This is a genomic window from Haloparvum alkalitolerans, from assembly GCF_050122995.1.
GTDB classification, from domain to species: domain Archaea; phylum Halobacteriota; class Halobacteria; order Halobacteriales; family Haloferacaceae; genus Haloparvum; species Haloparvum alkalitolerans.
This window is the reverse complement of record NZ_JBNLIA010000005.1, coordinates 117,356-139,711: the sequence shown is the minus strand read 5'-3', so window position 1 is coordinate 139,711 and position 22,356 is coordinate 117,356. Positions and strand designations below refer to the sequence as shown.

Annotated in this window: 23 protein-coding genes; 13 read left to right on the top strand and 10 right to left on the bottom strand. The window is 69.0% G+C overall.

Annotated elements, in window-relative coordinates; all coding sequences use genetic code 11:
- Window positions 1–83: 83 nt before the first annotated feature.
- On the bottom strand, window positions 84–668 hold the full coding sequence (locus ACQE3L_RS07870; RefSeq protein ID WP_426963258.1) for a DUF7344 domain-containing protein: 585 nt from the start codon (window positions 666–668) through the stop codon (window positions 84–86).
- Between the two features lie 462 nt (window positions 669–1,130).
- Here ACQE3L_RS07870 and ACQE3L_RS07865 point away from each other — a divergent pair, with 462 nt between their 5' ends.
- Both ACQE3L_RS07865 and ACQE3L_RS07860 read left to right on the top strand, forming a co-directional pair.
- Window positions 1,131–1,724 (top strand): hypothetical protein, encoded by a 594-nt coding sequence (locus ACQE3L_RS07865; RefSeq protein WP_426963256.1) that lies wholly within the window; start codon window positions 1,131–1,133, stop codon window positions 1,722–1,724.
- 283 nt (window positions 1,725–2,007) lie between these two features.
- The gene (locus tag ACQE3L_RS07860; RefSeq protein WP_426963254.1) at window positions 2,008–2,181 is read left to right on the top strand and encodes a hypothetical protein; all 174 of its coding nucleotides are present in this window, start codon (window positions 2,008–2,010) and stop codon (window positions 2,179–2,181) included.
- Between the two features lie 36 nt (window positions 2,182–2,217).
- On the opposite strand, the gene ACQE3L_RS07855 is transcribed toward ACQE3L_RS07860, so the two are convergent.
- The 4 genes from ACQE3L_RS07855 to ACQE3L_RS07840 form a co-directional block, all read right to left on the bottom strand.
- Entirely contained in the window at window positions 2,218–2,859 is a 642-nt protein-coding gene (locus tag ACQE3L_RS07855) for a ribulose-1-phosphate aldolase (protein WP_426963252.1), read from the bottom strand.
- A gap of 87 nt (window positions 2,860–2,946) precedes the next feature.
- Window positions 2,947–4,137, bottom strand: coding sequence for an NAD(P)/FAD-dependent oxidoreductase (locus tag ACQE3L_RS07850; RefSeq protein WP_426963250.1), 1,191 nt, complete (start codon window positions 4,135–4,137; stop codon window positions 2,947–2,949).
- A gap of 64 nt (window positions 4,138–4,201) precedes the next feature.
- Window positions 4,202–4,639, bottom strand: a complete 438-nt coding sequence (locus ACQE3L_RS07845) for a toxin-antitoxin system TumE family protein (RefSeq protein WP_426963248.1) — start codon at window positions 4,637–4,639, stop codon at window positions 4,202–4,204.
- Window positions 4,640–4,641: 2 nt separating this feature from the next.
- Window positions 4,642–5,169: a winged helix-turn-helix domain-containing protein gene (locus ACQE3L_RS07840; RefSeq protein ID WP_426963246.1), complete on the bottom strand. Its 528-nt coding sequence runs from the start codon at window positions 5,167–5,169 to the stop codon at window positions 4,642–4,644.
- 162 nt (window positions 5,170–5,331) lie between these two features.
- Here ACQE3L_RS07840 and ACQE3L_RS07835 point away from each other — a divergent pair, with 162 nt between their 5' ends.
- The 6 genes from ACQE3L_RS07835 (at window position 5,332) to ACQE3L_RS07810 (ending at window position 11,293) form a co-directional block, all read left to right on the top strand.
- Window positions 5,332–6,303 carry an ornithine cyclodeaminase family protein gene (locus tag ACQE3L_RS07835; protein WP_426963244.1) on the top strand — a complete coding sequence of 324 codons (972 nt, stop codon included), beginning with the start codon at window positions 5,332–5,334 and terminating at the stop codon, window positions 6,301–6,303.
- 213 nt (window positions 6,304–6,516) lie between these two features.
- A complete protein-coding gene (locus ACQE3L_RS07830) occupies window positions 6,517–7,872 on the top strand; it encodes an ABC transporter substrate-binding protein (protein WP_426963242.1) in 1,356 nt (451 codons plus the stop codon).
- A gap of 4 nt (window positions 7,873–7,876) precedes the next feature.
- Complete coding sequence (locus tag ACQE3L_RS07825; RefSeq protein WP_426963241.1) at window positions 7,877–8,791, top strand: branched-chain amino acid ABC transporter permease; 915 nt, start codon at window positions 7,877–7,879, stop codon at window positions 8,789–8,791.
- Window positions 8,788–9,831 (top strand): branched-chain amino acid ABC transporter permease, encoded by a 1,044-nt coding sequence (locus ACQE3L_RS07820; protein WP_426963239.1) that lies wholly within the window; start codon window positions 8,788–8,790, stop codon window positions 9,829–9,831. Before ACQE3L_RS07825 ends, ACQE3L_RS07820 begins: the two co-directional genes overlap by 4 nt.
- The gene (locus ACQE3L_RS07815; RefSeq protein ID WP_426963237.1) at window positions 9,828–10,592 is read left to right on the top strand and encodes an ABC transporter ATP-binding protein; all 765 of its coding nucleotides are present in this window, start codon (window positions 9,828–9,830) and stop codon (window positions 10,590–10,592) included. The genes ACQE3L_RS07820 and ACQE3L_RS07815 overlap by 4 nt, the downstream gene beginning before the upstream one ends.
- Window positions 10,589–11,293 (top strand): ABC transporter ATP-binding protein, encoded by a 705-nt coding sequence (locus ACQE3L_RS07810; RefSeq protein WP_426963235.1) that lies wholly within the window; start codon window positions 10,589–10,591, stop codon window positions 11,291–11,293. Before ACQE3L_RS07815 ends, ACQE3L_RS07810 begins: the two co-directional genes overlap by 4 nt.
- A gap of 80 nt (window positions 11,294–11,373) precedes the next feature.
- Here ACQE3L_RS07810 and ACQE3L_RS07805 read toward each other — a convergent pair whose 3' ends face one another.
- The 3 genes from ACQE3L_RS07805 to ACQE3L_RS07795 form a co-directional block, all read right to left on the bottom strand.
- Window positions 11,374–12,213, bottom strand: a complete 840-nt coding sequence (locus ACQE3L_RS07805) for a VOC family protein (protein WP_426963234.1) — start codon at window positions 12,211–12,213, stop codon at window positions 11,374–11,376.
- A gap of 64 nt (window positions 12,214–12,277) precedes the next feature.
- Complete coding sequence (locus ACQE3L_RS07800) at window positions 12,278–12,997, bottom strand: ribulose-1,5-bisphosphate 5-phosphatase (RefSeq protein WP_426963233.1); 720 nt, start codon at window positions 12,995–12,997, stop codon at window positions 12,278–12,280.
- Window positions 12,998–13,080: 83 nt separating this feature from the next.
- Window positions 13,081–14,142: a DUF4382 domain-containing protein gene (locus ACQE3L_RS07795; RefSeq protein WP_426963231.1), complete on the bottom strand. Its 1,062-nt coding sequence runs from the start codon at window positions 14,140–14,142 to the stop codon at window positions 13,081–13,083.
- A gap of 527 nt (window positions 14,143–14,669) precedes the next feature.
- Here ACQE3L_RS07795 and ACQE3L_RS07790 point away from each other — a divergent pair.
- On the top strand, window positions 14,670–14,993 hold the full coding sequence (locus tag ACQE3L_RS07790) for a DMT family transporter (protein WP_426963229.1): 324 nt from the start codon (window positions 14,670–14,672) through the stop codon (window positions 14,991–14,993).
- Window positions 14,994–15,359: 366 nt separating this feature from the next.
- On the opposite strand, the gene ACQE3L_RS07785 is transcribed toward ACQE3L_RS07790, so the two are convergent.
- Complete coding sequence (locus tag ACQE3L_RS07785; RefSeq protein ID WP_426963227.1) at window positions 15,360–16,142, bottom strand: IclR family transcriptional regulator; 783 nt, start codon at window positions 16,140–16,142, stop codon at window positions 15,360–15,362.
- Window positions 16,143–16,569: 427 nt separating this feature from the next.
- Between ACQE3L_RS07785 and ACQE3L_RS07780 the strand changes: the two genes are divergently transcribed.
- Complete coding sequence (locus ACQE3L_RS07780) at window positions 16,570–17,802, top strand: MFS transporter (protein ID WP_426963225.1); 1,233 nt, start codon at window positions 16,570–16,572, stop codon at window positions 17,800–17,802.
- 175 nt (window positions 17,803–17,977) lie between these two features.
- Here ACQE3L_RS07780 and ACQE3L_RS07775 read toward each other — a convergent pair whose 3' ends face one another.
- The gene (locus tag ACQE3L_RS07775) at window positions 17,978–18,487 is read right to left on the bottom strand and encodes a universal stress protein (RefSeq protein ID WP_426963223.1); all 510 of its coding nucleotides are present in this window, start codon (window positions 18,485–18,487) and stop codon (window positions 17,978–17,980) included.
- 139 nt (window positions 18,488–18,626) lie between these two features.
- On the opposite strand from ACQE3L_RS07775, the gene xacF reads away from it, so the two are divergent.
- The 3 genes from xacF (at window position 18,627) to ACQE3L_RS07760 (ending at window position 22,327) form a co-directional block, all read left to right on the top strand.
- The gene (xacF, locus tag ACQE3L_RS07770) at window positions 18,627–20,078 is read left to right on the top strand and encodes a 2,5-dioxovalerate dehydrogenase (RefSeq protein WP_426963221.1); all 1,452 of its coding nucleotides are present in this window, start codon (window positions 18,627–18,629) and stop codon (window positions 20,076–20,078) included.
- Between the two features lie 147 nt (window positions 20,079–20,225).
- Window positions 20,226–21,164, top strand: coding sequence for a dihydrodipicolinate synthase family protein (locus ACQE3L_RS07765; RefSeq protein ID WP_426963220.1), 939 nt, complete (start codon window positions 20,226–20,228; stop codon window positions 21,162–21,164).
- A 71-nt stretch (window positions 21,165–21,235) separates the two neighbouring features.
- Window positions 21,236–22,327, top strand: a complete 1,092-nt coding sequence (locus ACQE3L_RS07760) for a mannonate dehydratase (RefSeq protein ID WP_426963218.1) — start codon at window positions 21,236–21,238, stop codon at window positions 22,325–22,327.
- Window positions 22,328–22,356: the final 29 nt, after the last annotated feature.

Sequence of the window (22,356 nt, the reverse complement as noted above, 5' to 3'; positions counted from 1 at the left end):
GAAGAACACTTGCAGGTCGGTGTGCACCGCGTGAGGGCTCCGTACCGATCCGTTTCGGGGCGCTCCGGTGCGCGGTCCCGGCGTCAGTCGCGCCGCCGAACCTCGGGGGGCTTCTCGGTGGTCCCGAGCCGGGTGCGCCGGCCGACGACGCGGTGAACGACCGCCGACACCCCGAACGCGGCCACGGTGAAGGCGCCGACCGCGAGCGGGGAGAGCCCGGCGAGACCGGGGACCCCCGTCGCGACCGCGAGCAGCAGCGCGCCGGCGACGCCCGCCAGTCCGAGGTAGTAGAGGTTCCACGGGACCTCGCGGGCCTCGAGGACCTCGACGTAGACGTCGAGGCTCTCGAGCGCGGGGGTCGGCCTGACCGTCCCTTCGTCGTCGACGGTTATCACGTCCTTCTCCTCGAGCTTCGGGAGGTGCGTCCGCCGGAGCGTGCTGTACACGTTCCGCCGGTCCTCGTACTCGACCGCGTCGGGCTCGACGCCGACCTCCCACGCGGTGACGCGCCGCGACAGCTCGGAGACGTCCATCGGTTCTTCCTCGCCCTTGAGCGCGTGGATGACGAACCGCCGGCGGCGGTTCGCGAGCATCTCGAAGACCTCGTTATCGGAGAGGTCGGGCTCGTCCGGACTGGCTCCGTTCGCAATGGCGGTCGTGGTGTGCATCGGTCTGGGTCTGAGTCGGTCGCCGCTCGGAGCCCGCGAGGATGCCGCGGCCCCGAACCGGCAGCATTCGCCCGCATTGTCTGTGACAATGCACCATAAAGTAGTTGGGTAGTTTACATGTAAATTAACGAATAGTGATAGGTTATGGGGTCTCTCGTTACGGCCGCGAGCCGCGGTCGAAGCGTCACAGGGGACCCTTTCCGAATCGCTCGAGCTCAGCGCCCCGGCGGAGATGGTCGGTTGAACCACGTTCTGGCCGCGATTTCTCGTCCGCGGGACCGTCTCGGGGATCCAACGAGCGAGGGTATCCATCCAACGAGCCGAGCCCGGAACGCCAACGAGGAGATCCGGGGATCATGTCGAGGATCTCATAACGAAGTACCTCTCCCCCCATGGCCCATGTGAGCATTCCCGGCCCGGATGCCCGGGTTGCGGGGTGCGTCAACGAAGGTGAGATACGACATGGAACGTCGCAAATTCGTGATCGGAATGGGATCGCTCGCTGCCGGTGGGGCAGCTGCAATGGGTACGGGTGCGTTCGCGAGTGTTGAAGCGGATCGTAGTGTCAGCGTCAATGTGGCTGGCGACCAGAACGCATATCTGGGACTGGAGGACACGTCCTCATACGCAGAAAAGAACGGCAAGGAACTGATGCTGAATTTCGCTGCCAATGGCAACGGTGGCTCCGGGATCAACGCGGATTCTGTCTCGACCTTCGACGGCGTCTTCAGGATGGTGAATAACGGACCCAACAATCTCGACATTACCATCGACAAATCTGGACTGGCTAATCCGGGCCGATGGCACTTCGTTCCCAAGGAGGTCTACGAGGAGTACAGCGGTAACTACCCCGAAGACAGCTTCTACCCCAGCTGGGACGATTTCCAGGGATACGACACTACCAACGCGAGTGGAGGGGGACTGAATTCGGGTGACTCCACGCTCGTCGGTGTCGCGATCGATGCTCGGGATATGAACACTGTGCCTGGCGGGGAAATCACGTTTGCCGTCACGGACGCGGACGGCCCGTACGGTAGCAACTCGGGCGGGACCTGACTGGGTCGACGGGACCGAGTCACTAATTTCTCCCTTGACCGATCCTACTGGTCTGGAGGTTCTCGAAGATATCGGACGTTGAACCCCTATTGCTGAAGTCTCCCCTTCAGCTTCCACTCCGTCCGCTTCGTTTCCGGAAGAACACTTGCAGCACGGTGTCCGAACCGACGGACGGCGGACCCACGAACACTTGCAGGATGGTGTGACCGATCGCTGAACCCGGGCACACATCATCGTCCGTCCCACTCCGCTGCCTTCTATGTTCGACCGCGTACGAGGACCGATGTACAGACCCTCCACCGACCTCGGGAGCGCGCCGCGCTCCGAACCGATCGGCGTCGCGGTCGCGAACGGCGTCCCGCTCGCGGGCGTGATCGCACATCGGGTGGAACGCCGCGGCACGTTCGGCCGGCGCGCGGACAGCCCCGACGCCGCCGGTCGCCGCAGTCATTCATAAATGCCGCCGGTCGCCCTTCTCTCCGCGTCGGGCCGGTTACTCCGCGTCCGGCTGGCCGTAGGAGGCGAACTTCTCCTCGACGGTCGCGAGCTGGTCGTCGGTGAGCGTCGTCGGCTCGCCGACCGCGGAGGCGCGCAGGTAGAGCCGGCAGAGCTCCTCGACGTGGCGGGTGTTCTCTAGCGCAGTCTCCAGGTCCGGGCCGGTGACGACGAGCCCGTGGTTCTCGATGATCGCGGCCGAGGAGCCGGCCTCGGCCATCGCGGCGACGACGTTTGCGGCGAGTTCCTCGGTGCCGTAGGGGGCGTAGTCCGCGAGGGGAACGCGGCGCCCGACCGCGACGATCATGTAGTGGACCGGCGGGAGCGACTGGTGGAGCGTCGCCATCGTCGTCGCCCACGTGGAGTGCGTGTGGACGATGGCGCCCGGCTCGTCGTGCCTGTAGATGCCCGTGTGCATCGGCACCTCGCTCGAGGGGGTCATCTCGCCGGCCTTCTGCTCGCCGTCGAAGCCGACGACCGGCACGTCGGCCGCGTCGAAGGAGTCGTACGGGACGCCGGTCGGGGTGATGGCGAAGGCGTCGCCGCGGCGGACGCTGAGGTTGCCGGTGCGGGCGGGCGTGAGGTCGGCGAGGGCGGGCGCGTGACGCACCACGGCCTCGCGTTCGCGTTCGAGAGTCACAGTGGCCCGCCGGTTCGCTCCCCGAGGTTCTCAATCCTGTGGTTCGGCCCCCTCACGGGACGGTGACGAACTCGGGGGGTATCGGACTCAGGCGACGCTGCGCTCCGCGAGCGTCTCCCCGCGCTCGAACCGCTCCCGATCGAGCCCCGACACGTCGACGAGACCCGTCTCGCCGTCGAGGACGAGGTCGGCGACGATCCGGCCGGTCGCGGGCGCGTGCTGGAACCCGTGGCCCGAGAACCCCGCCGCGGTCACGAACCCGGGGACCGACTCCTCCACGACCGGGTGGTGGTCCGGCGTGACCGCGTACAGCCCGGCCCAGCCGCGCCGGATCCGCGTCGCCGGCCCGAAGTAGTCGGTGTACGCGCCGGCGCGCTCGACCGCCTCCGCGGCCCAGTCGATGTCCATCCCCTCGTCGTAGCCGTCCGGGTCTGCGTCGGGATCCGGCTCCGCGAAGTGACCGCCGACGAGCGCGATCCCCTCGCGCTCCGGCCGGAAGTACGACCCCGTTTCGAGGTCGATGGTGAGGGGGACGGACTCGGGCACGGGCGTCGACGGCTCCACGACCGCGATCTGTCGCCGGCGGGGCGAGATCGGCAGGTCGACGCCGGCCAGTTCGCCCACCCGGCTCGCCCACGCGCCCGCCGCGTTGACCACGTAGTCGACCGCCAGCCGGTCCGTCGCCTGCTCCCCGATCTCGCCCCCGTCCGCGCGGACCTCGGCTCCGACCACGCGGCCGCTCCCGCGGCTTTCCTCCCGGAGCACGTCGGTGACGACCGCGCCGGTCCTGATCTCGACGCCCGCCTCTCGGGCGGCGCCGGCGTACCCCTGCACGGCGAGGTTCGGGTCGGCGACCCCGTCGTCGGGATTGTACGTCGCCGCGACGAACGGGTCGGGGTCGAGTCCGGGACAGCGCTCGGCCGCCTCGGCGGGCGTCAGAAGCTCCGACGCGGCGCCCAGCTCGCGCTGCATGCGGACGTTCTCCCGGAACCGCTCCGCGGTCGCCTCGCTCCGCGCGAGGAACAGGTAGCCGTTCTTCCGAAGCCCGATGTCGACGCCGAACCGCTCCTCGAAGCCCTCCCAGACCGGCTTGCTGGCGAGCGAGAGTTCGACGTTGACGCGCGTCGAGAACTGCGACCGGATGCCGCCGGCCGCGCGGGCGGTGCTCCCGCCCCCGAGCGACCCCTTCTCGCACAGCGTCACGTCCGCGCCGCGCTCGGCGAGTTCGTACGCGGCCGCGAGCCCGACGATCCCGCCGCCACAGACCAGTACGTCCATGGCCGTCCGTCGGACCCTCCCGACATAAGCGTCCGCACCGGGCCCGTCGGGCCTCGACGGGCGGTCACCACAGCGACCGGATGCGTCTCTCGACCGCCTCGAACGCCGTCGCGTAGACGTCCAGAGGGTGCAGTGACGACAGATCCAGGTCCGTGACCGTCGCACAGGCCGGCGGTTCGTGGAAGTGTACCCGGGCGTTGTGGGCGTTCGGATGCCTGTCCCAGCGGCACTCCCAACGGTCGTCTCCGCGGGACTCGACGTAGTGGATCGAGAAGTCGCCGGTCGTGAACCACCTGACGTCGAGCCGGACCGCGGTCACCGAATCGGGGTAGCTATCGCGGTCGAGCGTCGCGCGAAGCAGTCGCGGCTCGTAGGGGTCGGGATCGAACGCGACCTCGGCGACCAGTTCGTCCGCGGCGAGCTGGCGCTCGAGGAGCCGCAACGTCTGTCGGTCGGGTGGTCCGGTCGAGTCGGCTCCCGGCTCGCTCGGGGGCGGACCCATTCTCAGGCGGGGATCAGATGTCCGTCGTTCCCCGCGAGCTGACGGGCGAGTTCGTACAGCCGGAGGTCCCGGATCACGCCTTTCCACTCGCTCACCGCGGTCATTCGCGCGTGGACCGTTTCGTGATTCTCCGCCCCGAACACGGAGACGTCGTTCGGATCCGCGGTCCCGAACCGCTCCTCGTACTCGGACCGCCGCTCCTCGAGGTCGGCGACGCGGTCGAGGATCTCCTCGACCGAGAGGTCGTCGGCGATGCGGTTCGCGTCCTGCCACTCGAGGAACCCCTCGTTCCGCTCGTACGCCGCGGGGCGGCGATCGCGGTCCGCGCGAACGACGCCCATCTCCGTCAGTCGGTCGAGGTGTTTCTTCGCCGCGTTGGGGGAACAGTCCGCGATCTCGGCGATGTCCGTGTACGCCGTCGGCGACGTGACTCCTAGGATCACGTCGTAGACACGACCGAACGTGTCCGTTCCCTCCTGCCACCGGGATCGATCGGCCCCGGAGTTCGGGGCCGCCTCGAACTCGCTCATACAGAAGCTACGCCCCGGCGCTCAATATATCTTTCTACCGTTCAGATATTTGTGCGATGTGGTTCGGTCGTTCCGTCCGCGGTCGGCGCGTTCGGGACCCCGCGCGCCACCCATCGCCTCGTGGATCAACACCTAAGGCATGGGGGAGCGACGACCGAACACATGGTACTCGTGCTCTCCGAGGAGGAGGTCCAGCCCCACGTCGACCTTCCGGAACTCGTCGACGTGGTGGGCGACGCGCTCGACAAACAGGCCGCGGGCGAGGTGGAGCGTCCCGACCGGCCGCACTTCCCGGTCGGGCGGGGGCTGGACGGCGAGGAGCCGACGGGGACCGCGATCGCGATGCCCGCGTACATCCACGGCGCGGACCAGTACGCGACGAAGCTCGTCGGGGTACACGAGGGGAACCCGGACCGCGGACTCCCGACGATCAACGCCCAGATCGCGCTCACCGACGCCCGGACCGGAACCCCGGAGGCGTACATGGCCGGAACGACGGTCACGAACGCCCGCACGGGCTGCATCGGCGGACTCGCGGTCCGCGAACTCGCCCCCGAGACCGCCGCGCTCGGGGTGATCGGTGCGGGGGAACAGGCGCGGTGGCAGGCGCGGGCGGTCGCCACCGTGGCCGACCTCGACGACGTGCGGGTCTACTCGCCGAGTGACTCCCGGCACGCGTGCGCCGAGGACCTCTCCGAGGAGGGCATCCCGGCACGCGCGGTCGAGTCGCCGCGGGCGGCCGTGACCGGCGCCGACGCGGTCGTGACGGCGACGACCGCGACCGCGCCCGTCTTCCCGGCGGACGCGCTCGAACCGGGCGCGCTGGTCGTCGCGGTCGGCGCGTTCACCGCGGAGATGCGGGAACTACCCCCGGAACTGGTCGAGGGGGCGGCGAGGGTGTTCGCGGACGTGCCCGAGGAGGTCGCGGAGACGGGGGACTTCCGCGGGACCGCCCTCGGCGTCGCGGACCTCCTGCCGTTCGGCGACTTGGTCGGCGGCCGGTGCGACACGCCCGACTCGGAGGCGCCCGTCGTGGTCGCGAGCGTCGGTTCGGCGACGCTCGACGCGGCCGCCGGTGCGGCCGTCTACCGCCGGGCCGTCGAGGTCGGCGAGGGAACCGAGATCCCGCTGTGAGCCGTCGGCTCCCCGCCCCGCGAGCGCCATCAGGAACCGATCTGAACGTCCACACCAATGGTGAGAAAAACTACATTATGGCGACTTCGCCGCCGAATACGGTGAACAGGCCGACACTTCCTCGAGAAACCTGAACATTTCTCCGGTATCTCCCCCCACCTCCGACCATGGTCGCCTCGGGGTTTATGGCTCGCTGTACGAGGATCAGTTGCGATGGTATCTAATACCAATACGGGGACGAGCCGCAGAGCGTTTCTGACCGCGGCGGGGGCCGGCGGGATCGCCGGGCTCTCCGGGTGTGTGAGCTTCGGCGAGGGTGGCAGCGAGAGCGGCGGAAGCGGCGGCGGCAGCGGCACCGAGTCCGGCACCACGACCGGTGAAGCCGGGCCCGAGACCGTCGTCTTCGGACAGCCGGGCGCGCTGACCGGCGCGTTCGACTTCCTCCAGCCGGGCGTCTCGCAGGCGGCCGACGCGGCGGTCCGGCACATCAACGAGGCCGGCGGCCCGCTCGGCGCGGACCTGGAGCTGGTGCGCCGCGACACCGGTGTCGACCCGCAGGAGGCCCGTACCGTGGCGACCCAGCTGGTCGAGAACGACGACGCGGACGCGATCGTCGGGCTGTTCTCCAGCGAGATCAACCCCCTCTGGGACTTCCTGCAGGACCTCCAGACGCCGATCGTCACGCCGTGGCCGGGGTCGACGTTCCTCGACACCCGCGGCGGCGACAAGGGGACGCCGGACGACCTGAGCGACGACGAGTGGGTGTGGCGGACCGTCGTCGGCGACACCGTTCACACCGGCGGGAGCGCCGTCTACGCCCTCGAGGAGGGGTACGACACGCTCGGGGTCATCAACGGGAACACGGAGGGAGAGCGCAGTTACGTCGAGGGCTTCCTCTCCGTCTACGAGCAGAACGGCGGCTCGGTCGCCGAGCGCGTCGAGGTCGAACTCGGCAGTTCGAGCTATCAGTCGGCGCTCAGCCGCCTGTTCGACGCCGACTTCGACGCGTTCCTCGTCAGCATGCCGCAGGAGTCGGCGATCACGGCGCTGAGCGACTGGTCGGACGGCGGCTACGGTCGCCAGCCCATCCTCTCGGACACGCTGGCCCAGCAGGCGGTCATCGACCAGGTCGGTAGCGACCTCCACGGCGCGTGGGTCGCTTCGCCCGGCCGGTCCGGCCCGAGCTACGACACCTTCGAGGGCATCTACAGCGAGGAGGGCGACGCGGAGATCAACGGCTGGACGCCGCCGTCGTGGGACGCCGTGCAGGTGACCGCGCTGGCCATCGAGCGCGCCGGTGAGGCGAGCCACGACGCGATCCAGCGGAACCTCGGCCCCGTCAGCCGCGGCGACGGGACGGTCGTCAGCAGCTTCGCGGAGGGGAAGGAGGCGCTCGCCAACGGCGAGGAGATCACCTACGAGGGCGCGGCGACTCCGGTCGACTTCACGGAGCACGGCAACGTCTTCGGGAGCGTGACCATCAGCACGGCTCAGGACGGCTCGTTCAACGCCACGAGCGAGGTCTCGGCCGAAGCCGTCCGCGAGTACGTCGCGGAAGGCGAATACTGAAGCGATGGGGTTGCTTCAGGAGGCCATCTTCGGACTGGTCACCGGGTCGTACATCGCGATCGCCGCGATCGGGTTCACCCTGATCTACGGGATCGTGAACATGATCAACTTCGCGTACGGCGAGTACCTCACGCTCGGCGCGTTCATCGGCCTCGTCGCGGCGACCGCGCTCCCCGTGCCGCTCCCGGTCGCAGTCCTCGTCGCGATGATCGGCGGCGGGGTCGTCAGCATCGTCCTCGCGAGGGGCTTTTTCACCCCGATCAACGACACCGGCCCGGTGCCGATGCTACTCACCTCGATCGGGCTCGGGATCGCGCTCCGGAACGCGATCCGGCTCGTCGGCGGCCGGAGCGCACGGTACTTCGACACGGAGACCGCCACCTTCCGCTTCGACGCGGTGCCCTCGCTGTCGGTCGGCCCGATCGACCTGCTCGGTGGGTTCTTCGTCACCTCGGGACACCTGATCGTGATCGGCGCCGCGGCCGCGGTGTTCGTGGCCATCCACGGCCTGCTGACCCGGACTGACGTCGGGATCGCGATGCGGGCGATGGGCGACGACGAGAACCTCGCACGCGTCCGCGGCATCGACACCCAGCTGATCCGCGACAGCGTCTGGATACTCGCTGGCGTGCTCGCGGGGCTGGCGGGCGTGCTGATGGCCATCCAGACGAACGTCAGCGCGGACACCGGCTTCAGCCACATCCTGCAGATCCTCTCGGCCGCCATCCTCGGCGGCGCGGGGAGCCCCTACGGGGCGATCCTCGGGGCGTACGTCATCGGGCTCGTGCTCGCGGTCTCGACGGCGTTCCTCCCCTCCTCGATGACCGGGCTCTCCTCGGCGGTCGCGTTCGTCATCCTCATCGGAGTGCTGCTGGTCAAGCCGAGCGGGATCGCCGGTACGGAGGTGCGTGAGGCGTGAGCGCCCTCGATAAACTGCCCGACGGCCACGGCGACCGCGCGCTGATCGCGGGGGTCGTCTGCCTGCTCGTCGGTGCGCTCTTCGCGCTCACGCCGATGCGCGCACAGCTCCCCAGCTTCCTGTACGTCTTCGTCGAGGTCGGGATCCTCTTCGTGGTCTACGGGCTGCTCGTGCTCGGGCTCGACCTCCAGTACGGGCACACGGGGCTGGTCAACTTCGGCCACGTCGTGTTCTTCGCGGTCGGCGGCTACGCGACCGCGATGCTGTCCGCACAGGACAGTTTCTCCGGCGTCGCGCTCGGCTACCCGTGGCCGATCGGGCTCGCCGTCGGCGTGCTCGCGGCCGCGGTTCTGGGCCTCGCGCTCAGCGTCACGTCGATCCGGCTCCGCGGGGACTTCCTCGCGATCGTCACGCTCGCGACCGCGGAGATCTTCCACTCCGTGTTCGTCAACTTCCAGGGGATCTTCGGCGGGAACGTCGGCATCCTGGGCGTCCCGCGGCCGATCGCCGCGCTCGTCGCCGACGGCGACACCAGGCTGGTCGCGACCCTGTTCGTGCTCGGCGGCGTCACGCTCGTGACGCTGGCGGCCGTGACGCGTCTCACCGAGGCGCCGTACGGCCGCGTGCTCCGCGCGATCCGGGCCGACGAACTGGTGACGCGCTCGCTCGGCAAGTCGACGATCACCTACAAGACGCAGGCGTTCGTCTACGGCGCGGCGCTGGCCGGCCTCGCGGGCGGGCTGTTCGCGCTGTACAACGGCGCCGTCGCGCCCGGCTTCTTCACGATCCAGGTGACGGTGACGATCTGGATCGGGATGCTGCTCGGCGGGGCGGCGAACCACCGCGCGGTGCTCGCCGGCCTGGCGATCATCATGGGCCTGCGGCTCCTCTCGCGGTTCGCGCTCGGCGTGACGCCGGTCTCGGGCGACGTGTTCGCCTCGATCCGGCTGATCGTCGTCGGCATGATCCTCGTCGCGGTGATCCGCTACCGGCCCGCCGGGATCTGGGGTAACGCCCGCGAACTGGGGGTGGACCGATGAGCCTCCTCTCGACCGACGGGCTCGTCAAGGAGTTCGGCGGCCTGCGCGCCGTCGACGACCTCTCCGTCTCCGTCGAGGAGGGCGAGATCGTCGGCGTGATGGGCCCGAACGGCGCGGGCAAGTCGACGTTCTTCAACTGCGTCAGCGGCGTGATCAAACCGGACGCGGGCACGGTCACGCTCGACGGCGCGGACGTGACCGGCGACGCGCCGGAGTCGCTCGCCCACCGGGGGCTGGTGCGGACGTTCCAGGACACCCGGGAGCTGGAGACGATGACCGTCCGCGACAACGTCCGGCTCGCGGCGCCCGATCAGCCGGGAGAGCGGACGCTCCCGGCGCTGCTCCGCAGCGGCGCGATGCGGGACCACGAGGCGACGGTCCGGGAGCGCGCCGACGAGCTGATCGAGACGTTCGAGCTCGACCACCTCGCGGACGAGTACAGCAGCAATCTCTCGGGCGGTCAGCGGAAGCTCCTCGAGCTCGCGCGGGCGCTCATGCTGGACCCCGAGGTCCTCATGCTCGACGAACCGTTCGCGGGGGTCAACCCGACGCTGACCCGCGAGATCGCCGACCGCATCCGCGACCTCAACGAGAAGGGCATGACCGTCGTCGTCATCGAACACGAGATCGAGACGCTGAGCGAACTCGTCGACCGACTGGTCGTCCTCCAGCAGGGGAGCCTGCTCGTGGAGGGGGACCCGGAGGACGTGCTCTCCGACGAGCGCGTCATCGAGGCGTACCTCGGAGGTGACGCCGAATGAGTCTGCTCGAAGTCGAGGACCTCGACGCCGGCTACGGCGACCTGCAGGTGCTCTCGAACGTCGACCTTCACGTCGACGACGGCGAGTACGTCACCATCGTCGGCCCGAACGGCGCGGGCAAGTCCACGGTGATGAAGACGATCGTCGGGCTCGCGACCCACTTCGACGGCGCGATCCGCTATCGCGGGACCGACTTCGCGGGCGCGTCGCCGGAGGACGTCGTCCGGAAGGGGATCGGCTACGTCCCGCAGTCGGACAACGTCTTCCCGACGCTGACGATCGAGGAGAACCTCCGGCTCGGCGCGTACGTGCTCGACGGCGTCCCCGAGGACAGAAAGCGCGACGTCTACGACCGGTTCCCGGCGCTGGCGGACCGGACCGACGAGGACGCCGGCTCCCTCTCGGGCGGGCAGCGACAGATGCTCGCGATGGGCTGTGCGCTGATGCTCGACCCGGACGTCCTCCTGCTGGACGAACCGTCCGCGGGGCTCGCGCCCGACCTCGTCGACGAGATGTTCGACCGTGTCGACGAGATCAACGACGCCGGCACGACCGTCCTGATGGTCGAGCAGAACGCGAAGGAGGCGCTCCGACGGTGCGACCGCGGCTACGTGCTCGCGGGCGGCGAGAACCGCTACGAGGACGACAGCGACGCCCTGCTTCACGACGAGGAGGTCCGCCAGCAGTTCCTCGGCGGATAGCTCGCGGTCGCGCCACGGCTTTTCCCCGCGGGTTTTCTGTCGGCGGGTTTTCTGTCCTCGGCTTCGCGGTACAGCCGAACCTACTCGTCTCTCGCGACGAGTCCCAGATACGGCCGGCCGACGGGGTGGGTGACCGGGAGCCACTCGACCGCGCGCTCCCCCACCGATCCCGCGGTGCAGTCGTCGAAGCCGTGGTCGGCGTCCTCGTCGTACCCCAGCAAATATGCTGCGGGCGACGCACCGAACCGCTCGATCCGGTCGGCGAGCCAGCCGTCCCCCCGCGGCCGCGCCAGCGTCACCGGCAGGCCCGGGAACGACGCGACCGTGGCGTCGAGGTCCTCGCACGCGTGTCGCGTCGGCTCGGCGGCGTCGAACGCCGTCTCGAACGCTTCGACCGCGTCGTCGAGATCAGGCACGCCGATCACCACCGTGTCGACCCCGTGGACCGGCGACGACGCCAGGTCCCCAGTCGGCTGGACGCGCCGCTCGCGGGGCGTCCGGTCCTCGATCAGGAAGGGGAGCCGTGCGCCCGGATCGCCCTCCTCCAGGTACGTGAGGTCCCACTCGACGAGCGTTCCGTCCTCGCGTTCCCGCTGGAACGCCGCGGGTCCCTCGACGGTCACGCCGCGGTCGCGGAGCGTCGCGGTCGTCGCCGCGATGCCGTCGATTCCGACGGCCCACGCGCACGGCCCGCCGTCCTCCCCGATCGCCGAGTCCCACCACGGAGACGCCGCGCCGTCCTCGACTGTCGAGATGAGTTCGATGTAGCTCCCGTCCCGGAAGCCGACGATCGCCATGTGCGTGACGCCGTTCGAGTGCTGGCCGCCGTACGCGACGGGAAGTCCGGCCGCCTCGAACGCCTCGGTGAGCCGATCCAGATCCCGCCCCGCGACGGTCACGTGGTCGATGCGGAGGTCCATGGTTGGTGGCGGGAGGCGACGATCAAAGGTGTTCCGGGGTCGCTTCGGGGCGCCCCGGCATCGCTCAGAGAAGGACGTCCGTCAGCGCCGCGAACTCGGTGACCCGATGGTCGGGCCGCTCGTGGCCGGAGAGCGCGCTCGGGCCCGCGTCATCGTCCTCGCGCTCGTGGTCGAGCAGCACCGTGTCCATCCCGACGGCGTTGCCGCCCTCCACGTCTGCGCGCACCGAGTCGCCGACCATGACCGCCTCGCTCGGGCGCAGGTCCAGCTCCGCCAGCGGGAGCGTGAACATGATCGCCGACGGCTTCTCGCGGCCGGTCTCCTCGGAGGTGAGCACCTCGTCCACGAGGGGGTCGAGTCCGAGCCGTCGGATCTTCTTCAGCTGGATCCGGGTGGTGAGGTTGCTGACGATGGCGACGGAGAGTCCGGCGTCGCGGAGCGCTTCGAGGGTCTCGACGGCGCCGTCGAACAGCGCCATCTCCTCCAGGTACGCGCCCCAGTACGCCTCGCCGAGCGCGAGCGCGTCCGCGGCGTCGCTTGTCCCCGTGTGGTGCCGGATCGCGCGCTTGAAGTACAGAAACCGCTCGTGAGCGGAGGCCGTGCCGGCGAGTTCGCGCTTCGTCTCGCGGCGTCCGTGCTGGTAGAGCTCGTCGAACGCCGCCCGCGAGAGGTCGTAGCCGAGCCGCTGTGCCTCCGCGAACGCCGCTCGCTTGCCCGCCTCGTTGCAGGGCGGGTACGGGTACAGCGTGTCGTCGAGGTCCAGGAAGACCGCCTCGTAGCTCATGGCGGCCACTACGCGCCCCGCGAGTTACGTCTTTGGCAATCGGCCGTCCCGCAGTCGAGTCCGGGGACGGGCGACGAACCGGATCAGTCGCCCCCGGAGTTCCCGCCGCCGTCCTCGGGCGAACCGCCGTCGGTTTCCGCCGTCGCCGTGGGCTCTTCGTCGGTCTCGCCCGTCTCGGTCTCCTCCTCCGTTCCGTCTCCGTCCTCGTCGTCCTCGCCCTCATCACCGACCTCTTCCACGTCGACGTCCTCCCCGGCGACGCCGCTCTCGGAGATGACCGGCAGCAGGTTGTACTCGCCGGTGTTGCCCTTCTTGACCACGTTGATGTCGAAGACGAAGCTCAGGGACTCGCCGGCGACGACCTCGAACGGCTTGACGATCTGGAGCTTCTCGCTCGGCACCTTCACGCCGACGGTCTCGCCGTCGACGATCCCCTCCGCGTCGCGCACGTGCAGCTCGACCTTGGTGTAGCGCCCCGCCGGGAGCTCGCCGTCGAACACGCTGACGGCCTTGTCGCCGACGACCTCGGTCAGGTCGACCGTCCTCCCGTCGAGGTCGATCTCGGAGAAGCCGTTCTCCCCGTCGTCGTTTTCGTCCTCCTCGGACTCGTCTTCCTCCTCGTCCGCGTCTTCGTCGTCGTCCTCAGTCTCGTCGGCCGCGTCCTCGTCCGTGGACTCCGCCTCGGTCGTCGCCTCGGTGGTCGTCGCCTCCGCCGTCGCCGTCTCGGTCGTCGTCTCCGTCGACTCCGCGGTTTCGGTCCCGCTTTCGGCCCCGTCTTCGGTCTCCGACTCGTCCTCGGTCTCCTCATCGTCCCCTTCGTCGTCCCCCTCGCCGCGGAACACGCGGGCGTGATCGAGGGTCACGTTCAGTTCCTCGAAATCGCCGATGTCGGCGGGCTGGTCGCTGACGAGCAGCCGGAAGCTCCCCACGGTCGTCGACCCGTCCGACCCCGACTCGGTGGTCGAGCCGTCGCCGGTCCCGTCTCCGTCCGCGGTCGTTCCGTCCGAGTCGGTCGCGCCCGAGCAGCCGGCCAGAAGCGTCGCGCTCGCGCCCGCCCCGAGCGCGACGAACCGGCGGCGCCCCACCGCGTCCGTCGCTCCCGCACTGTTCCGCTCCTCGCCGTCCGTCGTTCCTGAGTCGTGCATCGTGTTCGAACCACGGGCCCTCGGAGGGTTATAAAGTCGACATCGTCCACCCGAGTTTGGTCGGTTTAACTCCGTTTGCCCCCCGGTTTCCGGACCGCTGACGGCCGATCCGCGCGGTCCGGGCGGTCCGCGCGGCGCTTCCCCCGTCCGGCCGCGGTGTCGACCGTCGGATCGGTTCACTCCGCGCCCGCCGCGCACCCGGCTCGCGCGCGATTCGATCAACTCGGGCACTCGAACTCGGGCCTCTCGCCGGCCCGGTCGCGGACGACGATCCCTGTCCGTTGAACAAACCTACCAGAAATAATAACAGTATGTGGATCAGAAAAGAGTCGAGGATACGGTTCCCGGAGAGGTCGGTTTCGGTCGGGGTTCGGGGAGTTCGGGTTCGGGGAGTCCGGTGACGGCCGCACGTCCGGCCTCCGGCGCACGCGTGTGGATCCGGCCGGTCTCGTCTCGCGGCGTTCGAGTCGTCGGTCGACTCCGCGGGACCGAAAGCTATAGCCGGCCGATCGGGGTAATCCGACACGATGTCGTGGCTCGTCCTCTTCGTCGCCGGTCTGTTCGAGATCGCCTGGGCGATCGGGCTGGAGTACTCCGACGGCCTCACGGAGCCGGTACCGACCGTCGCAACGGCCGCCTCGCTCCTCATCAGCATGGTGCTGCTGGCCAGGGCGGTCCAAGACCTGCCGATCGGGACCGCGTACGCCGTGTGGACCGGAATCGGTGCCGTCGGGACCGCGACGCTCGGTATCGTCCTCTTCGACGAGCCGGCGACGGGCGCCCGACTGCTGTTCATCTCCGTGATCGTCTTCGGGATCGTCGGTCTCCACGCCGTCTCCGGCGGCCACTGATCTCATTTGTGAATTCTGCCATTATTCGATATAACTACGTAATCTGGTAATTTTGTAGATCCCAGTCCGGCTTCCACCGCTCCCCTCCGCCGCCCCCCTCCGCGTCCCCTCCTCCGTCGTCCCCGCGGTTCTCGACCGCGGTCGGTCGTCTCCCGCGGGAGGGGTTCGTCTCGGTGGATGCGCCGCGCACGGGGACGCGGTGGACGCGGCGCGCGCTCGGTTCGAGAGGCGACCGTCGGGGGATTCCGGTCGCTCGACCGGTCGGAAACGCGACGTCAGCCCCGTCGTTCAACTATCTCGAACGCAGTTCGCACGGTGTTACAAATATATATGTGTAATGGGAGGGAGCGGAAGGGGGCGTCCGCGTCAGTAGTGTCGGGACTGGAGCTCGATCACGTTCGCGGCGTTCCGGAGTTCGGGAAGGAGCTCGTCCTCGATGCGCTCGTCGCTGAACCGGTGTTTCGGGCCGGCGATCGAGACCGCGATGTTCTCCGAGTCCGGGTCGTCGCCGCCGATCGGGACGGCGACCGACTTGATCCCGCTGACTCGCTCCTCGTCCTCCGTCGAGTACCCCTGTTCGCGGACCCGGTCCATCTCCGCCAGGAGCTCGTCGAGGTCGGTGATCGTCTGCTCCGTGGCCGCGGGGATCCCGTAGCGGTCGACGATGTCCCGGACCTCCTCGTCCGTGTGCTGTGCGAGGAGCGCCTTGCCGACCGCGGTCCAGTGCATCCTGGTGTACTCGCCGGTCGGGGCGTTGTCCGAGACTCCCTCGACCGGTTCGGACCGATAGACGAGCACCCGCATCCCGTTCTCCTCGTACCCGAGGGTTCCCACCTCGCCGGTCGTTCGGGAGAGGGTGTCGACCTCCGACCGCGCCGCCTGGTAGCCGTTCCGGTTGTGGCGGACGAGCCCGCCGACCTGCAGGAACCGTAGGCTCAGCCGGTAGCGACCGCCGTCGTTGATGACGTATCCGAGGTCCTCGAGGGTCTTGAGGTAGATGTGCACCGTGCTCTTGGGAACGTCGAGGTGGTCCGCGAGTTCGGAGACGCCGCACTGCTCCAGCTCCTGCATCTTTTCGACGATGTTGAACACGTTGTCGACGGAGCTGATCCGTTGTTCTCCGCCGGAGTCGGTTCGGTCCTCGCTCATGACGTAAGATAGACGCTCCCGGCAGTTAACCGTTCTTTATTGTTGTCTACATGTTCTGTCTAATATCATTGGACGAATTCGGTCCGTCTCGCGGCTGCCGTCTCCCGGCTCCCGCGGGCCCCGCGGCCGAATAATGCTCGACAGCACCGGTGAAACTTACGCCCACGGGGCCGAAGTCATTCCGTGTATTTATTATGATGAGTGATGAACGAGAGAGCGTGACATGAACGACACGAGCCGTCATCGGGACCATAGGCATCTCTCCTCGACCGACCGACCGGCGTTCGACGCCTCGCCGCCGAACCGGGTTCGCGGACCGGTCTCCGCCGGCGGCACGCCGACCGGACCCAACGCCGTGACCCCGGCGTCCGACGGCGTCAGCTCCGTCGATCGGACGTGCACGAACACCCCTCTCAACTAGCACACGATGTCTACCGATACCCAATCCTCGTTCAACTATCCGCAGCTCGTTACGCTGCTGCTCATTCCGGTGATGGCTGCGTTCTCCGGGGCGCTGATCAACCCGACCATCCCGGCGATACAGACCACGTTCTCGCACCTGCCGAACTCGGAGACGCTCGCGCAGATGGTCAGTACGATGTCGGCCCCGATCGTGGTGATCGTGGCGCCGATCGTCGGCTACCTCCTCGACCGGTACAGGCGGAAGCCGGTGCTGATCGCGTCGATCGTGATCTACGGGTTCGGAACGAGTATCGCGTTCTTCCTCGACTCGATCTACCTGATCCTCCTGACGCGGGTGTTCGACGGGATCGCGGTCGCCACGCTGATGGTGACCGTGCCGACGCTCATCTCGGACTACTACTCGGGGAGCCGCCGCGAGTCCGTGATGGGGTGGTACGGGGCGATCCAGATGGCCGGCGGCGCGGTCGCCGCGCTCCTCGGGGGCGCCATCGCCTCGGTCAACTGGCGGTTCATCTTCCCCATCTACGCGCTCGCGCTGCTTCTGGTCCCGCCGGTGATCCGGCACCTTCCCGAACCGGACGTGCACCGGGCCGCCACCGACGACGAGGTCGGCCGGATCGAGGCCGCGGTCAACATTGCGCGCGAGTCGCCGGTGCTGATCCTCCTCGTCGCCTACTTCCTCGTCACCTTCGGGATGTTGACGAACAACCTGATCCAGATCGAGGTGCCGTACTACCTCCGTGAGTCGATCGGGGTCAGCAGCGGGATGACCGGCGTCGCCCTGTCGGCCGCGATGGTCGCCGGGGTCGCCTCCGCGGCGCTGTACGGCCGGTTCCGGAGGCGGTTCCAGCACGCGACGATCCTGATGATCGCGTTCGGGATCGCGTCGGTCGGCTACGCCATCATCAGCGCGACGGACGTCTTCGCGGTCGTCCTCGGCGGCATCCTCGTCGCGGCCGGCGGGATGGGGTTCCTGCTCCCGACGATCAACGACTGGGTGGCGGCGATCGTGAACGAGGAGTACCGCGGCCGCGCTCTCAGCGGTGTGACGACGACCATGTATCTCGGCTTCGCGATCTCGCCGTTCGTCCCCACGCCCCTGATCGACGCGTTCGGTCGGAGCACGACGCTCCTCATCTGGGCCGGCTTCCTCGCGGTCGTCACGGTCGGGCTCGGCGTGCTCTGGCTCACCGACTGGGACTCCAGCCCGGCGCCCGACGCGGTCCGGGCCGACTGATCGCGACGGGGTTCTCGCCACTTATCGCGGCCGTCGCCTTCTCTCGCGGTCGGTGTGTCTCAGAAAGGTGGTCAGCGTTGGTCAGAAAAGTGGGCAGCGTTGTTCAGAAAGATGGTCGGCGTTGGTCAGAAAAGTACCCGCCCCGTCGCGTCGCTTTTCGTCTCGGGTCCCCGGATCAGTCGTTCCGGACGAACGTGACCGGACACGGCGACTCGAGGAGGACGGTCTGCGCGACGCTGCCGAAGATCACCTTGTCCGTGGGCGAGCGGCTCCGCCCGCTGACGACGATTCGGTCCGCGTCGAACTCGTCGGCGAGCGCGACGAGCCCTTCGCTCGGGTCGCCGACCGCGCCGCGGACCTCGTGATCGACGCCCGCGTCGGCCACCGCGTCGGCGACCGCCCGGACCGTCCCCTGTTCGGCGACGATCTCGTCGACCGTGTACTCCTCGGGAGGGAACTCCTCGAGCAGGTCGTCGTACTCGTCGTCGGAGAGCACGTAGGGGCCGGGAGAGCCCGAGATGGGCGCCGTGCTCGTCGAAACAACCTCCGGCTCCTCGGGGAGGACGTGCGCGATGACGACCGTCGCGTCGAGCGGTTCCGCGACCTCGAGGGCGACGTCGGCCAGTCGCTCGACGCGACGGTCGTCCTCTTCGTTGACGGCTAGCAGGACTGTCTCGATGGTCACGGCGAGTGCTACCCCACGCACCGCCAAAAGGCTGTACGTGTCCGCAAAGGATACCGGGAATGGCCCGGCCCGCGCCCGGTCGGTCGCAATACTCCCCTCATCAAAACCTTTGTATCGCTCGCCGCGGAACGTCGAGTGGATGCCGACAGTGTACGAGAACTACGTGAACGGTGAGTGGATCGCCTCCGAGTCGGGCGAGACGTTCGACGTCGAGAACCCGGCGGACCCGTCCGAGACCGTCGGCCGGTTCCAGGCCTCGACGGTCGACGACCTCGACGCGGCGGTCGACGCCGCGGTCGACGCGCAGTCGGAATGGGCCGACACGCCCGGTCCGAACCGCGGCGACGTCCTCAAGCGTGCGGGCGAACTGCTCGCGGAGCGCAAGGAGTCCGCGACGGAGACGCTCGTGCGCGAGGAGGGGAAGACGCGCGCCGAGGCGGCCGGGGAGGTCCAGCGGGCGATCGACATCTTCGCCTACTACGCCCAGAAGGCGCGCGACCTCGGCGGGATCAGTAAGTCGCCGAGCGGGCGGAACAAGGACCTGTACACGAAGCGGGAACCGCTCGGGACCGTCGGCCTGATCACGCCGTGGAACTACCCGGTCGCCATCCCCGCCTGGAAGCTCGCACCGGCGCTGGCCGCGGGGAACACGGCGGTCGTGAAGCCCGCCTCCGCGGCGCCGACCATGACGGCGGTCCTCTTCGAGTGCCTCGACGAGGCGGGCCTCCCGGCCGGCGTCGCGAACATGGTGACCGGCTCCGGCAGCGAGGTGGGGACGCCCCTCGCGGAGCACGACGACGTGGACGGCGTCTCGTTCACCGGGAGCACCGCGGTCGGGACGAGCGTCGCCCGGAGCGCCGCGGACGACCTCAAGCGCGTCCAGTGCGAGATGGGCGGCAAGAACCCGACCGTCGTGATGCCGAGCGCGGACGTCGACGAGGCGGTCGAGATCCTCGGCGCCGGCGCGTTCGGCACGACGGGCCAGTCGTGCACGGCGGCGTCGCGCGCGATCGTCCACGAGGAGGTCTACGACGAGTTCGTCGAGGCCATGGTCGAGTACGCGACCGACGTCGAGATCGGGCCGGGGCTCGAGAACCCTGACATGGGTCCGCACGTCTCGGCGGCCGAGCTCGAGTCCACCCTCGAGTACGTCGAGATCGGACAGGAGGAGGGGGCGACGCTCGAGACCGGCGGCGAGCGTCCGGCCGAGTCGGCGACCGGCGACGGCTACTACGTCGAGCCGGCGGTGTTCTCGGACGTCGACAACGACATGCGCATCGCCCAGGAGGAGATCTTCGGGCCGGTGCTGTCGGTCATCGAGGCGAGCGACTTCGAGGAGGCCCTCGAGCTGGCCAACGACGTCGACTACGGCCTCTCCGCGAGCGTCGTCACGCAGGACCTCACCGAGGCCGACGCGTTCGTCGACCGGATCGAGGCCGGCGTCGCGAAGGTGAACGAGAAGACGACCGGGCTCGAACTCCACGTCCCCTTCGGCGGGTACAAGAACTCCTCGACGAACACCTACCGCGAGCAGGGCGACGCGGGGCTCGACTTCTTCACGTCGACGAAGACGGTCTACCGCAACTACTGACCACGCCACGGGGAAGCCGTCGCGGACCGCGGCCGGTCCGCGGAATCGTCCCCGACCTGCACTAGCCACCGGCGCGCCCGCCGCGAACCCGCCGTTTATGCGCCGTCAACGATGGCTTTATTCCTGCCGGCCGTATCATGTCACATGATGTCATCGACAGCAGTGCAGGTCCGACAGCGATTGCGAGACGTCGCTGTCGGGTTGCTCACGCCCTTCGACGAGAACCTCGAGATCGACCACGGGAAGGTCGCGGCGAACGCGGAGTCGCTCTACGACGCGGACATGCGCACCTTCCTGGCGGCCGCGAACATCAGCGAGTACCACTCCCTCTCCCAGGCGGAGCGCATCGCGAGCGTCGAGACGGTGGTCGACGCGCTCCCGTCGGACGCGTGCGTCCTCGCGGGCGTCGGCGGGAGCACGCCCGACGCGCTGGAGCTGATCGAGGCGTACGACCGCGTCGGCGCCGACGCGATGATGGTCATGCCGCCGGACCACACCTACCTCCACGAGCGGGGGCTGCTGGAGTACTACCGCAAGCTCTCCGCGGGAACGGACGCCCCGCTCGTCCCGTACGTCCGCGGGTTCGACCCCTCCGTGGAGTTCCTCGCGGACCTCACCCGCGTCGACGGCGTCGTCGGGGTAAAGTACGCCCTGGAGGACCCGGTGAAACTGGGCGAGGCCGTCCGCGCCGGCGACGACGACGCCGTCTGGGTCGACGGGCTCGCGGAGCCGTACGCGGTCGCCTACTGGGCGGAGGGGATCGAGGGGTTCACCGCGGGCGTCAGCAACTTCCGGCCCGAGGTCGGCCGCGCGCTCTTCCGGGCCCTCTCCGAGGAGGACTGGGAGCGGGCGCGCGCGCTCAGGGACGTCTGCCTCCCCTACCAGCGGTTCCGGAGCGAGACGGGACGGAACAACGCGCTCCCCGGCGCGGTCAGCGTCCCGGCCGTCAAGAAGGGGCTCGACCTCGCCGGCCTCCACGGGGGCGACGTGCGTGAGCCCATCCGCCCGCTCACCTCCGCGGAGGAGGAGCGTGCCGAAGCCATCTACGAGGAACTGGACGACGCCATCGACCGGCTCATCGACTGACAGCGAACCGCCGACACGCACCGCCGAGCGAGACAGCACGACAGACCGACTCACGACCGATTCACACGACGATGACCGACGCAACCCACGACGAGAGACCGCGCACCGACACCGAACAGCTCCCGCTCCGAACCGGCCTCCGGACCCGTACCCTGTCGGACGAACGGCTCGCGTTCTGCCGCCAGATCGGCGTCCGGGACGTGTTTCTCGACCACCGCTCCCCCCGCGGCGACGTGTTCGAAGACGAGGGCAGCGGCGACGACGAGACGATCACCATCGACGACGGCGTCGTTCCGAGCGTCTCCGAACTCGTGCAGGCGCGCCGGCGCGCGGAAGACGCCGGGCTCCGACTGATGGGGATCCAGTCGCTGAGCTACAACGTCTACGGGAAGATCATGCTCGACAAGGAGGGCAAGGAGAGCCAGCTGGAGACGATCAAACAGCTGATCCGGAACCTCGGGCGGGCGGGCATCCCGATCCTCGGCTACCAGTGGAACCCCCGCGGCGTGGTCCCGATGCGGACCTCCCAGACCGCGCGGCTCCGCGGCGGCGCCCGCGGTCGCGAGTTCGACATCGAGGACCTCGACGAGCCGTACGAGCCCGTCGACGAACTGGAGCGGGAGTACACCGAGGCGGAGCTGTGGGACAACTACGAGGCGTTCCTGGAGGAGGTGCTCCCCGTGGCCGAGGAGGCCGGCGTGCGGCTGGCGCTTCACCCGGCGGACCCGCCGACCGTGGAGCAGCTCGGCGGGATCCCGCGGCTGTTCCGGAACTTCGAGGCGTTCCGGCGGGCGATGGAGGCGGTTCCGAGCGACGCCCACGGGCTCAAGCTCTGTCTGGGCTGCTTCTCCGAGATGCCGGACGCCGACGTCGAGGAGGTGATCGCGCACTTCGGGGAGCGCGACGACATCGTGTTCGTCCACTTCCGCGACGTCGTGGGCACCTGGCCGCGGTTCACCGAGACCTTCCTGGACGACGATCGGAGCAACTACGACCCGGTCGCGGCGATCGAGACCCTCCGCGACGCGGGCTTCGACGGCGTCGTGGTCCCCGACCACGTCCCGGAGGTCGTCGGCGACACGGAGTGGGGCCACCGGTCGCGCGCCCACGCGGTCGCCTACCTGAACGGCATCCTGTCGTGTTCGGACGATGGGGGTCAGTGAACCATGCGCCGCGACGGCGCCGCGCCCTG

What these genes read in the sequence shown, in the direction of transcription:
- ACQE3L_RS07870 (WP_426963258.1), bottom strand. Translation starts at nt 668, where the DNA reads ATGCACACCACGACCGCCATTGCGAACGGAGCCAGTCCGGACGAGCCC.
- ACQE3L_RS07865 (WP_426963256.1), top strand. Translation starts at nt 1,131, where the DNA reads ATGGAACGTCGCAAATTCGTGATCGGAATGGGATCGCTCGCTGCCGGT.
- ACQE3L_RS07860 (WP_426963254.1), top strand. Translation starts at nt 2,008, where the DNA reads ATGTACAGACCCTCCACCGACCTCGGGAGCGCGCCGCGCTCCGAACCG.
- ACQE3L_RS07850 (WP_426963250.1), bottom strand. Translation starts at nt 4,137, where the DNA reads ATGGACGTACTGGTCTGTGGCGGCGGGATCGTCGGGCTCGCGGCCGCG.
- ACQE3L_RS07845 (WP_426963248.1), bottom strand. Translation starts at nt 4,639, where the DNA reads ATGGGTCCGCCCCCGAGCGAGCCGGGAGCCGACTCGACCGGACCACCC.
- ACQE3L_RS07840 (WP_426963246.1), bottom strand. Translation starts at nt 5,169, where the DNA reads ATGAGCGAGTTCGAGGCGGCCCCGAACTCCGGGGCCGATCGATCCCGG.
- ACQE3L_RS07835 (WP_426963244.1), top strand. Translation starts at nt 5,332, where the DNA reads ATGGTACTCGTGCTCTCCGAGGAGGAGGTCCAGCCCCACGTCGACCTT.
- ACQE3L_RS07830 (WP_426963242.1), top strand. Translation starts at nt 6,517, where the DNA reads ATGGTATCTAATACCAATACGGGGACGAGCCGCAGAGCGTTTCTGACC.
- ACQE3L_RS07825 (WP_426963241.1), top strand. Translation starts at nt 7,877, where the DNA reads ATGGGGTTGCTTCAGGAGGCCATCTTCGGACTGGTCACCGGGTCGTAC.
- ACQE3L_RS07815 (WP_426963237.1), top strand. Translation starts at nt 9,828, where the DNA reads ATGAGCCTCCTCTCGACCGACGGGCTCGTCAAGGAGTTCGGCGGCCTG.
- ACQE3L_RS07810 (WP_426963235.1), top strand. Translation starts at nt 10,589, where the DNA reads ATGAGTCTGCTCGAAGTCGAGGACCTCGACGCCGGCTACGGCGACCTG.
- ACQE3L_RS07805 (WP_426963234.1), bottom strand. Translation starts at nt 12,213, where the DNA reads ATGGACCTCCGCATCGACCACGTGACCGTCGCGGGGCGGGATCTGGAT.
- ACQE3L_RS07800 (WP_426963233.1), bottom strand. Translation starts at nt 12,997, where the DNA reads ATGAGCTACGAGGCGGTCTTCCTGGACCTCGACGACACGCTGTACCCG.
- ACQE3L_RS07795 (WP_426963231.1), bottom strand. Translation starts at nt 14,142, where the DNA reads ATGCACGACTCAGGAACGACGGACGGCGAGGAGCGGAACAGTGCGGGA.
- ACQE3L_RS07790 (WP_426963229.1), top strand. Translation starts at nt 14,670, where the DNA reads ATGTCGTGGCTCGTCCTCTTCGTCGCCGGTCTGTTCGAGATCGCCTGG.
- ACQE3L_RS07785 (WP_426963227.1), bottom strand. Translation starts at nt 16,142, where the DNA reads ATGAGCGAGGACCGAACCGACTCCGGCGGAGAACAACGGATCAGCTCC.
- ACQE3L_RS07780 (WP_426963225.1), top strand. Translation starts at nt 16,570, where the DNA reads ATGTCTACCGATACCCAATCCTCGTTCAACTATCCGCAGCTCGTTACG.
- xacF (WP_426963221.1), top strand. Translation starts at nt 18,627, where the DNA reads ATGCCGACAGTGTACGAGAACTACGTGAACGGTGAGTGGATCGCCTCC.
- ACQE3L_RS07765 (WP_426963220.1), top strand. Translation starts at nt 20,226, where the DNA reads ATGTCATCGACAGCAGTGCAGGTCCGACAGCGATTGCGAGACGTCGCT.
- ACQE3L_RS07760 (WP_426963218.1), top strand. Translation starts at nt 21,236, where the DNA reads ATGACCGACGCAACCCACGACGAGAGACCGCGCACCGACACCGAACAG.